Source organism: Flavobacterium oncorhynchi, from assembly GCF_002217355.1.
Taxonomy (GTDB): Bacteria; Bacteroidota; Bacteroidia; order Flavobacteriales; family Flavobacteriaceae; genus Flavobacterium; species Flavobacterium oncorhynchi.
The window spans coordinates 39728-47257 of sequence record NZ_MUHA01000016.1; the positions used below are offsets into that span (position 1 = coordinate 39728).

Genomic DNA, 7530 nt, shown 5'->3' on the forward strand with positions numbered 1-7530 from the left:
TACTACTTTCTTTAGCGTTCGATAATTTCTATATCCTTGTTTTCAAGTACACTGAATTTCTCAATATTAAACCCTTGGGGATTATTGTCTGAACGGACCGAATTAAGTAGAAAACAAGAGGTCACAAGGTTTCTTTGTGTTACATTACTCGAGCGTATGATAAATTGTTTTGCATAGGTTTGAACTGCATATGGATAGTGGTCAAAGTTGCATTGCACGCTATCCACTTCAATGCGCTGTTGTACATTACCTGAAATGATACGGTTGTAATATCCTTTTTCAGATAAGTCTTTATAATAATCGAATGCGCTTCTATCAGCTAGATTAAATGCCCTTTTCATATTGCTCTCGATTGCATTTTTGTCCGGTGCCAGTGTGAAAAAGAGTTCATGAAAACGGCGCACATGTTCACGGGCTTCTACAGGTCTGTTTATAGAAGCATCTTGAGAAAGGGCAAGCATTAACGACTTACCATTGTCCAATACATATACTTTCTCTCTTTGTTTTTCGGCAAATGAGTAGGATTTCCAAAGAGAATACCCTGTGATTCCAGCGCACAATACTATAAATAGTATAGTGAAGAGTCTGATCTGCTTAAAACTGTTTTCGATATTTCGGAGGGTCTTAAATTCCATTATTTTTTATCTTTAAGGTTAATTATTTCTTTAAAAGCTGTCCGCCAATATTTCCCACAGTGGAACCTGTACCAGCACCAGCAATATTTCCTGCTTTTTGTGCCGTCTGATTTACATTACGGTTAAAATTGCCAATACCGCCGGTTTGGATGATCCATCCTGTTACCGTTGGAATGGTGAAATAACCAATGATTCCTATAATCATAAAAATGATATACACCGTATTGGAACTGTCGGGAATGAAATTTGGGTCAGATAAGCTTTCAATATCCTTTTCTAAAATGAGTGATTGGATTTTTGCTAGCATAGAACTGAACAGATCGGCAACAGGGAGCCATAGGTACACACTTACATATCGAGTGAGCCACTGGGTTAATGTCGATTGGAAGCCATCCCAGACTGAAATTGCAAAGGCGATAGGCCCCAGAATGGAAAGAACAATTAGAAAAAAGGTTCTTATAGTATCAACAACCAGCGCTGCTGCCCGAAAGAGGATTTCCAATAGTTCCCTAAAGGAATCTTTCATACTTTTTTCCAATTGGTACATTCCCCGTTCGATGTACATTCCTGACATCGTTGCCAGGTCTGCAGGTGACCAGCCCAGTTCTTCTAGTTTTTCATCGAAGGCTTCGTTTGTTGCGAGATAAGCTGTTTCAGGATTCCGAAGCATGGCTTCACGTTCCAAAAGATCCTTTTGTTGTTGCAGCACATTTAGATCCATTACCTGTCCTTCCAATATACTGTGTGTACCGGTTACAACAGGACTTAATACCCCGTTGATAGTTCCCAGTACGATGGTGGGAAAGAACATGATACAGAGACCTACGGCAAACGGGCGTAATAGCGGATACATATCAATCGGTTCTGCGTGGCCAAGGGCTTGCCAGACTTTTAATGCTACATAAAACAGAGCCCCGAGTCCGGCAACACCTTTAGCTACACCAGCCATATCAGCAGATAGTGGTAACATTTCGTCATACAACGAGCGTAATACCTCATGAAGATTATTAAATTCAACTAATAACATAAGCGTTCGTTTTACCAGTATTTTTGATTAGCAGTTCCATAGAGTTGCAGTACACGCTGGGCATCGTTTTGCTTTTTTGCTCTAAGAAAACTCACAGAAATATTTTTGTTGGTATAGTAGCGTACCAGATTATGATAGTCTTTTACCTCTTTGTAAACCCTGTCTATGATTTCCATACGTTCCTTATCGTTGAGCGAAAGAGTTGAAGTATTTACAATCTGTTTAAGCTCTTTTAATAGTTCTGAACTTTCATTGAGCAGTTTGGAATAGCCAAAGGCAATGGATGTAAGTTCCTGCGATGAGAAATTGGGATCGTTCATCATCTTGTTAAAATTGGAAACATACATCTCAGAAATATCACCAACCAATAATACCGTCTGTTGTACTTTACGAGCATCTTTGACCAAATTGTTTACCGCCTTTAGTTTGTCATAATATTCTTTTCCTTGCTTATAAACTTTCTCTACTTCCTTGAAGTTTTTGATCACATTGGACACTGTTGAGGAAGTCTGTACTATTTCCTGCGCTGTATTGAGAATACTTTGTGCCAAGTTAACAGGATCGGTAACCACAAATTGGGCTTTTGCCGGTGCAACGACCAATAACATAGTCACACACACCAATTGCATTAATTGTTTCATTGTTTTTTAAATTTTAAGGATTACTAATTATTTTTCTTTTTCCCTTCTTTGAGATGCAATGCGTTTAATCGCTTGTTCTACATTACCGCCTAACTCTTGGGCAAGCTGCATTACTTCAAGTTTTTCAGTTTCTTCAGTAGTATAAGCCAAATATTCCTTAAGAGAAACTTCAGTGGCATAGACGGCAGAGTGGGTTCCACCGAGTCCAATCCAGACTTCTTTGTACATTCGCGAAGGGTCATTGTTCATATTGATGGATAATACCTGCGCTTTTTCCTTTTCAGTTAGGCCAAGCATTGCCTGTATATCGTCAAACTTGTTCATGTACTTGCGTTGATCCAGTAGTATCTTGCAATCTGAATTGTTGATGATACTTTCCTTGACAATCGGTGACTGAATGATATCATCAACTTCCTGAGTAACTACGATTGCTTCCCCAAAAAATTTACGGACTGTTTTGAAGAGGTATTTAATGTATTCAGCCATACCTTCTTTTGCAATCGCCTTCCAAGCTTCTTCAATCAATATTAGTTTTCGGATACCTTTTAGTCTTCGCATTTTATTGATGAAAACCTCCATAATGATGATGGTTACTATTGGAAAAAGGATTTTGTGGTCCTTAATAGCATCAATCTCAAACACGATAAAACGTTTGGACAATAAGTCAAGCTGTTTTTCTGAATTGAGCAAGTAATCGTATTCACCTCCTTTGTAGTAAGGTTCGAGTACGTTTAGAAAATTTGCTAAATCAAAATCTTTTTCTCTGACCTTTTTTTCTTCCAATACCTTGCGGTAATCGGTTCGTACATAATCATAGAAACTATTGAATGAGGGCTGGACATTCTCCAGTTTGATTCTTTCGATATAACCACTTACGGCATTGGAAAGTGCTACTTCTTCCGAACGTGTTGGCGGCTCGTCATCCCTTTTCCAGAGCGTTAAGATCAGTGTTTTGATACTTTCTCTTTTTTCAATATCAAATACACCATCATCAGTATAGAAAGGGTTAAAAGCAATAGGATTATCTTCTGTGTACGTAAAATATACCCCATCTTCGCCTTTGGTTTTACCGTTGATAAGTTCACATAATCCCTGATAGCTATTTCCGGTATCAACTAAAAGCACATGCGCACCCTGTTCGTAATACTGTCGCACCATATGGTTGGTAAAGAAAGATTTCCCGCTGCCAGAAGGACCTAATATGAATTTGTTACGATTGGTAATAATTCCCTTTTTCATCGGCAGATCAGAAATATCCAAATGGATTGGATTACCAGTCAGACGGTCAGCCATCTTGATCCCGAAAGGCGATGGTGAATTCTGATAATTGGTTTCTTGGGTGAAAAAGCATAAAGCGGGTTCGATGAAGGTGTAAAAACTTTCTTCACTTGGAAAATCTGCTGCATTGCCAGGAATTCCAGCCCAATACAATGTTGCTACATCGACAGTGTTATGTCTTGGCTTACATTCCATAAGCGCCAGAGCGCTACCAGTATCATTCTTAAGTTGTTTTAATTCAATGTGGTCGTCTGACCATGTCATGACATTGAAATGAGCGCGTATTGAAGAAAGTCCGAAGGAATGCGCCTCGTTCAGGTAACGCTCAATCCACTCTTTGTTTATTTGATTGCTTCGGCTGTAGCGAGCCAGGGAATGCATATTCCTTGCAGACTTTTCAAATTTTATTAGGTTCTCATCACTGTTATCTAAAAACAGGTATTGGTTGTAAATGTGGTTGCAATTCAATAATAATCCGGCTGGTGCTGCAAAAGACAAGCGGCAGTCGCTGCGGTCTGTTGATAGCTTTTCATAGCGTGTGTCTGCGGATACACTACTGGGTAGGTCGTTTGTATCAGAAAGCGTATGCAGGCACAGTCGTTTGTTTCCAATACGAACTTCTTCAGCTCCTAATGCTAAATCCTGCATAGGTGTTCCTGCTTCCCTTGACAGCGTAAAGTACTGCTCCAACAATCCCTGTTTCTGATCTGTTCCTATGATTTCTTCTTCATTCAGGCGGCTCAATTTTACAAATACTGAATCATTAAGGATTCTTTCAAATTGAGATACGGCTTCCATAAAGCGATGAATGGTTTCTTTATCCCGAATTTCTTTAGGTATTAATGATCCTTTACATAAAGAAGAAAAATTACTCTGCGTGCGCATTCTTTCTTTTGTGGTCTTGGTCAAAAAAAGATAGCAGTAATGATTCAAAAACGAACGTTCGTTGAAATGTTGTTGATAAGATTTTCCTAAAAAGCTCAGTTCTTCTTGATCTATTTTTGGAGCATAATCTTCTTTTATGAACCAGTCTTGTTTATGCACTACTGTATAATCCGGAAGTGTTTTGATTGCTTTGTGCCAAGCAGAATGGATGGCTTCATATTCCGCTGAAGCTACTGTAAAAAGCTCCGGCAAATGCACCTGAAAACAAGCTGTTATATCTGCATCTTTGGAAAGGATACAATGATTTTCAACTGCCAGTAAAGGAAATTTACTTTCCAATGTGGTGGCTTTGGAGGTATTTCTCATATTTGCTTGTTTTTTACAGATGAAACGTAACGGTAGATTGGTTTACGACATAGAATATAGCTAGGGTGTCTTTTTCGTGCACCCACTTTCATCAGTCCGTGTTCTCCATACTTATTATTTAGTGAAAAAGTCTGCCAGATAATAAATGATGTACCGCCGAAACCAAGCCCCAAACAGATGTACGAACTGATCCCAAAGATATACAGGATCATTACCAGGACAAGAATACCTAACAAACCGCCTGCAAAAATGAATAAATATTGAGCTTTGAGCCCTTTAAATTCGACTGTGTTTCCAATCCCTTTATTGATATTATAATTGTTCATATATCAATTATTAAAGGAAGAATGAACGAAGAATGGTGGCAGCGACAATAAGGAAAATACATGCCCCAAACCAACTCGCTGCGGTTTTACTGGTATCGGGATCGCCACTGCTGAATTTATTATATACTTTTACCCCGCCGATGAGACCCACGACGGCTCCAATGGCATAAATAAGCTGGGTAGCGGGATCGAAATAAGATGTGACCATTTGAGTAGCTTCATTAATACCTGCCGTACCGTTACCTTGAGCAAAAGCTCCACAAGTCGACAGCATTACCAATGCTGCCAGCAAACTTTTTTTTCTTTGTTTCTCCATGATTAAACACTTTTAATTGTTGTTCTTTTCCCACATCATGTGGGTTTTCTTGACAAAGGTGTTTTAGAAATTGAAGTGTTATAATAAAGTGGCAGTAGGTGGGATTATTTGACAGTAAGTGGCTTGTCTTAATAAGAATTATTTTAACACGTTGGGTGTAATTCCCCATATTCACGCCCAAATTGACTCCTTTAGCTAACGATTACAACACATGAAAAATGTGTAAATTAGATCCGCTCTTTGCAAGGCCGATTCGTAAACTGTTGCATAATAGCACGAGTGTGATTCTGGTTGAGAGATGTATGATGATACTTGTGGAGGCGTTTATTGGACCCAGTTTAGAATATTTTGTTTATCCGAAAGAATTTCCTTTTAGAGCGTATTTATTAATTTGAAAAATCAAACGTATAGACAAATGAGAACAATTGCAATGGGGAATTCACTAAGAATATGAAAAGAATGAAAAACGGATCTTCAAGGTTGTCAATGGATTCAAAAACAGCATAGCATTGGATTGTTATCTGGAAGTTTTTGGTCCGATTTCCAAACTGATTAACTTCAACTTATTGCCGCTACAGAAGCAGTTTAGTCTGGTGCTGCAGCCGATACTTTAGAAAAAATGCAACAATATTTGCATCTGATTAATCTTCGACTAGACGTTGTTGTAAAAGATATGTGAACTCACAGGTTTTAATATCATAGAAACGATTTGTGAGTGAGAGATCAATTCTGAAAAGTTAGCAGCTCTTAGAAACGTAATTGCAAAAAAAATCTGAGGATGAAATTATAAAAGCATTTCAAATCAATGATAAAAAAGATTATCTTTTTCCTTATAAAAGAAGAATTTGGAATTTACAATCAATTACAAGATAAAATCGAAAAGTGTGACCAAGAAATCTTAACAATACTTGATGAAACCATTAACAATGGCAATAATAAAAAACAGTATTATATTGATCAAAAAGTACACAAAAAGAATCAACAAAAAACACTAGGTCGAAGCAGGCTTAAAAGGAGTATGAAAAATCCGATGATAAAATGTTTTGCTAGTTGGCTTTGTCTTGCTCCAAGCAAAAAAAATATGGAGAGGTGAGTATTAGAGTCCTTAAAGGAAGTAATCATTTAAAAATAGCTCTAAGAAATTCCGCAAATGAAATAGGAAATTTAAAGGAATTGACTCCTTTGAGAGATTTTTCTTGTATAATAAATTTCAGAAAAGGAAAAGTAGCAACAATAAGTACTACAGTTCGAAAACTTAAGAATAATCATTTGGAATAATATACTGGTCAAAAACATTCCGTATCATAATCCAAAAACACTACTTATATTTGGATGAGAAAAGAAAACTAGGAATTGTAAAACGAATTCGAAAACAAGTTTCGAAAATCAATCTAAAACCATAAGATTTAGGATTTTCAATTACTTAATTTTTAGGCTCAAGCAAAAACATTAGTTAGAATATTTAAAGTAAAAAAAATATTGATTACTTATCGATCAATATGTTGAAATTTAATAAATTAAAATCACTATACAAATTAATATCTGTGGCAAATATAGTTAAAAATTATTTAAGAGTTTTTTGAATTTATAAGTTTTTTGAATCGTGATTTCGAATACAAATCTCATGGTGGCTGAAAGGAAAAAATGTCCGATTTAGAAGTCGTTACACTTAGTATAGCTGCTGATTTATGTCAATTGACAGCGAGAATTTATTATTTAATCAGTTAAAAAAGGAGAAATTTCTAATCTGATTGAGTACAGACAGTTCAACAAGAGAGAAATATGGTCTCTAAATTTAGGCTCTGTCAAATTCGCAGAATAATCGTCTGTAAATTTAGTACATCCTTGCCGCCAATTACGAACTCATTAACATGCATGGTAACAGCCATTGGTTGCGTTTTACTCGATGCCAAGGCTATTTTTCCTTTTTTCATAAAAAAATACGATCTTTTGAGTTATTCCATACCGTTTGATTATTTTGAGCACTTGACAACCTAATTTTTATAAAGGTGCGACTGGTATTTTTTTTAGTTTTCAATAAATAAATAAATAAATA

7 protein-coding genes are annotated in these 7530 nt (G+C 36.7%); 1 reads left to right on the forward strand and 6 read right to left on the reverse strand.

Annotated elements, in window-relative coordinates; translation table 11 throughout:
- Positions 1-11 precede the first annotated feature (11 nt).
- Genes traK through B0A75_RS12180 form a run of 6 tightly spaced genes read right to left on the reverse strand, consistent with a single transcriptional unit; the run spans position 12 to position 5474 of the window.
- Positions 12-635 carry a conjugative transposon protein TraK gene (traK, locus tag B0A75_RS12155; RefSeq protein ID WP_089054542.1) on the reverse strand — a complete coding sequence of 208 codons (624 nt, stop codon included), beginning with the start codon at positions 633-635 and terminating at the stop codon, positions 12-14.
- 22 nt (positions 636-657) lie between these two features.
- Positions 658-1662, reverse strand: a complete 1005-nt coding sequence (gene traJ / locus B0A75_RS12160; RefSeq protein WP_089054543.1) for a conjugative transposon protein TraJ — start codon at positions 1660-1662, stop codon at positions 658-660.
- Positions 1663-1673: 11 nt separating this feature from the next.
- A complete protein-coding gene (locus B0A75_RS12165) occupies positions 1674-2303 on the reverse strand; it encodes a DUF4141 domain-containing protein (protein ID WP_089054544.1) in 630 nt (209 codons plus the stop codon).
- A gap of 27 nt (positions 2304-2330) precedes the next feature.
- Entirely contained in the window at positions 2331-4832 is a 2502-nt protein-coding gene (locus B0A75_RS12170; protein ID WP_089054545.1) for a TraG family conjugative transposon ATPase, read from the reverse strand.
- A complete protein-coding gene (locus B0A75_RS12175; RefSeq protein ID WP_089054546.1) occupies positions 4829-5158 on the reverse strand; it encodes a DUF4133 domain-containing protein in 330 nt (109 codons plus the stop codon). Before B0A75_RS12175 ends, B0A75_RS12170 begins: the two co-directional genes overlap by 4 nt.
- Positions 5159-5168: 10 nt before the next feature.
- Positions 5169-5474 carry a DUF4134 domain-containing protein gene (locus tag B0A75_RS12180; RefSeq protein ID WP_089054547.1) on the reverse strand — a complete coding sequence of 102 codons (306 nt, stop codon included), beginning with the start codon at positions 5472-5474 and terminating at the stop codon, positions 5169-5171.
- An 805-nt stretch (positions 5475-6279) separates the two neighbouring features.
- Here B0A75_RS12180 and B0A75_RS12185 point away from each other — a divergent pair.
- Positions 6280-6567, forward strand: coding sequence for a hypothetical protein (locus B0A75_RS12185; protein WP_089054548.1), 288 nt, complete (start codon positions 6280-6282; stop codon positions 6565-6567).
- Positions 6568-7530: the final 963 nt, after the last annotated feature.

Excerpts from the sequence above, each read along its gene's own strand:
- traK (WP_089054542.1), bottom strand. The coding sequence starts at position 635 with ATGGAATTTAAGACCCTCCGAAATATCGAAAACAGTTTTAAGCAGATC.
- B0A75_RS12175 (WP_089054546.1), bottom strand. The coding sequence starts at position 5,158 with ATGAACAATTATAATATCAATAAAGGGATTGGAAACACAGTCGAATTT.
- B0A75_RS12170 (WP_089054545.1), bottom strand. The coding sequence starts at position 4,832 with ATGAGAAATACCTCCAAAGCCACCACATTGGAAAGTAAATTTCCTTTA.
- B0A75_RS12185 (WP_089054548.1), top strand. The coding sequence starts at position 6,280 with ATGATAAAAAAGATTATCTTTTTCCTTATAAAAGAAGAATTTGGAATT.
- traJ (WP_089054543.1), bottom strand. The coding sequence starts at position 1,662 with ATGTTATTAGTTGAATTTAATAATCTTCATGAGGTATTACGCTCGTTG.
- B0A75_RS12165 (WP_089054544.1), bottom strand. The coding sequence starts at position 2,303 with ATGAAACAATTAATGCAATTGGTGTGTGTGACTATGTTATTGGTCGTT.
- B0A75_RS12180 (WP_089054547.1), bottom strand. The coding sequence starts at position 5,474 with ATGGAGAAACAAAGAAAAAAAAGTTTGCTGGCAGCATTGGTAATGCTG.